The sequence below is a fragment of the Microcystis sp. LEGE 00066 genome (genome assembly GCF_015207925.1).
GTDB classification, from domain to species: Bacteria; Cyanobacteriota; Cyanobacteriia; order Cyanobacteriales; family Microcystaceae; genus Microcystis; species Microcystis ichthyoblabe_A.
Map to the genome: position 1 here is coordinate 1 of NZ_JADEVX010000298.1, position 3425 is coordinate 3425.

Annotated in this window: 1 protein-coding gene and 1 pseudogene; one reads left to right on the forward strand and one right to left on the reverse strand. The window is 43.2% G+C overall.

Annotated elements, in window-relative coordinates:
- Window positions 1–126: 126 nt before the first annotated feature.
- Window positions 127–285 (forward strand): annotated as a pseudogene (locus IQ224_RS22695) (ISAs1 family transposase); the annotation flags it as partial.
- Window positions 286–934: 649 nt separating this feature from the next.
- Here the strand turns inward: IQ224_RS22695 and IQ224_RS22700 are convergent.
- Complete coding sequence (locus IQ224_RS22700; RefSeq protein WP_002749335.1) at window positions 935–3289, reverse strand: GH116 family glycosyl hydrolase; 2355 nt, start codon at window positions 3287–3289, stop codon at window positions 935–937.
- Window positions 3290–3425: the final 136 nt, after the last annotated feature.

Consider the following 3425-nt stretch of genomic DNA (forward strand, 5'->3'; position numbering starts at 1 on the left):
TCGCTCCATACCCCTTTTAATGCTATATATTCTCATTAACCCTTTTAACCTTTGAATTAATTTTAGTTATTATGTACTACTTTAATGGCTTTTTTGATCTGTGACAGTTGAGGGTGCGGAATGTGGGATAAAAGCGAGATAAGTGATTTTCAAGCGGCCAGCAATTGGTCAATTCTCACAACCATAGGATTGAATCTTTTCAGAGGTTTGGGTTTTCTCTCAATAACAGAGGGACAGATGTGGTTAGCTGAACGTTGGGAAAAACTGATAGTTTTATCGACGTAAGAAGCAGAAAAATTAGCTAAATTAACAGGATGTACTCTCAGAAAATTTCAAGAGAGATAGGCTTTTAGTGGCTTGGGAACAGGCTTTATCAATTTATTCATAATAAATATTGGCAGAAGATTAAAGATTAGTTATTATGACTAACTCTTTTGATTAGAAAAAGATAAACTTGAGAATCTTCGGTCAAATTTATTGACTCAAAATCAGCTGTAATTAATTTAAATGAAACAGCCCTAGGACTAAGGGGGGATCTACCCTTATTAAGGGGGGTATCTGATAATTTTTAACGCCTACCTACTTAAGCTCTTGACTATCTAAATTACTCGACTCTCTTAAGGTTGTGGTAGCGAAGAAAAGACCTACGCTATACACCCCAACCAATCGCCCATAATGTGACATGGTGAACATTTTTTAGCCAATATTCAAGGAGGGAAATTGAAGTTGAGAAAAGCGGGATATCTCTAATAAAATTGGCTCTTCTAGGTTCTGTGTGATCTCGCGTAGCGAGCGCGTTGCGACCAGTTTAACTTACCATAGAAGTGATCGATCTTTGTGTTCTTTGTGTCTTTGTGGTTCGTTCCACACCCTCGCTAGGAAGAATGTATCTTATGAATACATTTTACCCACCCAATCCAAGAGAGCCGAAAATTTATCCCTGAAATTCCGTCAAAACCCCATAGATAGCCCAGATAGCCATGGCGCGTAAATAATGACAAGCACGAAAAGTTCCCACCGATGTTATTGCTTCCGGGGTGCGAAATTGTAGGCCATTTTCATAAACTTGTCGCACCACCGCTTCCGTAATTTGCCATCCTTGCTTTTCCATTCCCATTTGTAGTAAAAAAGCCACCAACCCAAAATTAATTCCTACCCAAACTTCCAAGGGATGAGTTGCTTCGGGATTTTCGGGAGTACCATCGGGTTTTAAACCATTGGCCGCCCCAAATTTTCCCCCATGAAACTTGAGAAAACAAGCCTGATAAATCTTACTTAAAGCTGATTGCGTGTATTGATTTTCTACTACATCCGGTAAAGCCAATAAACGGGCATAAAATTGACCGCATAATTGATCAGTCATCACCACATCGGAACCACTGCCACTATCTAAATTATAATATTCTCCATTCCAGAGAGTCTGATGATAAATAGCGCGAGATTGCTGTAACCAACTGGTAAAAATTGCTGTATCTTCTCCAATGATTTCGCCAATTTTAAGCGTCGCTTCTAGGGCCGCTATCCACAAACCACCACAATAGGCACTAATTCCCTGTAAACGCCAATCATCAAAGGTTTGGTCTGGTGCACCAGAATTTTCGGGGATGCCATCGTTATCAAGGTCAAAAGTTTTTAAATATTGCAAAGTCAGGACAATTGACGGCCAACATTCCCGCAGAAAATCCTCATCTTTAGCCCCCGTTAATAAATAATCCCGATAGACTAATAAAACAAAATCACTGCCTAAATCTTTCCAGAGATTACAATCTTGATAACTGGTGTAATTACTCTTTTGCCAAGGGTGTTCATTGGGCGCACCTAAATCGTGGGGAGTGGCATTTTTGGCCTTACGAATGGCACTAGCTTGGTTATATCCAATAATCCGAGGAGTATCGTCACTGCTGGGAATTGCCCTGGCAAAAGCTTCCATCACGGCCTTTTCTAAGCGCGGCCATAACATCAATAACCCAAAGGAACCATAGAGACGCACATCAAGACTTTCATACCAACGATAATCAATACATTCTAAGACCCCAAATTGACCGATGGGATCCTGTTCCGTGGCTGCCGTCCAGAGAGTGCCGCCGTCCGTTAACAGGTATAATTCGTTAAATAAAGCCATTTTAAACCAATCGGCCAGATCGATGCGTTCTAGGATCGGTTTTTGCCAGTTAATAATATTTTCTCGCCATTTATCGCCCTGTTTTAAAGCTGTGCGTACCATCGCCCAGGCATTTTGACCATTGCGACCGAAAAAGTCCGTATAACGACGATAATAGTTAATTCCTTGGGCAAATTCGGTGACGGGTAAATCCCAAGCTAAAATAAAGGGAATTTTGCGAGTTTTCCCCGGACGAATGGTAAAACGAATCGCCATGGCCGTGGCCGTTTGTTTCCCTTTTTCGGCGGGGGTTTCGTCCTCAATATCTGGTAAAGAGCCATTCATGGCGAAATAGTCCCAAACTTCGCCCCCATCGCCGGCAGGGTTCCATTTACCCAGATAAAATACCTCTAGACTCGGATTAGTGATACTGGCAATCGCCATCTGTCCATCCCCTTCGCCAGGGTTTTCGTAATCTCGACGCATTAGACAGCCAACGCGGAAATTATCGACAATCCATTGATTATAATTACCCTCACTTTCCCCCCATTTTGATTGATATTCATAGACGGGACTGCCATCATCTCTCACCTTAACCACTGGGGATTTAATTGCGTTAGTAAACCAACCGATTGTATTTTGCCAAGTCAGCATAATACTAATAGTAATCGGTTTATCGGTGGGATTATGAACCGTCCATTCAAATAGGGCAATAGGATAACTACTTTCTTGATAATTATGCGCCCAAACTGGTGAGAATTGTTCGCAAATTAATTGAGTCTGAAAAACATCTTTGTACTCGTACCAACTGCGGGGATAAAGGGCAGAATATGTTCCCTTTTCGGCAGGATACCACGACCAGCGCGATAACGTTCCATCCTTGGGGCTTTCCGTCGCCATAGCGTAGGCTTGGGCGTTTCCGTCTTCTGTTTGTTCAAAAATGCTAAATTGACAGGCGGCAAGGCTATTAAAACTGTGTTCACCGCCGTCCAGATGCCAGAGGTTAAAGTCACCTTTGGGGGAACGTCCGATGCAACCGGCCCCAAATCCCCCCAGAGGCATCCCATGCCAAGGACCATCATCTAAATTGCTGGCATAGCGGACGCTGTAGGGTTTTTCCCAACCTTTGCCCAGAGGACGTTTCCAAGCAGCGGCGGGAATTTCTGGAAGGGAGACGAGATTAAGCATATATGTTGTTAAGTGGGGTGTCGGGTGTGGGGTGTCGGGTGTGGGGTGTCGGGTGTCGGGTGTCGGGTGTCGGGTGTGGGAAGAATAAATAAAAATAATCTCCTGTCTCCTGTCTCCTGACTCCTGAATACAGACC

Bases quoted from the DNA above. Each gene is read 5' to 3' on its own strand.
- IQ224_RS22700 (WP_002749335.1), bottom strand. From the start codon at position 3,289: ATGCTTAATCTCGTCTCCCTTCCAGAAATTCCCGCCGCTGCTTGGAAA.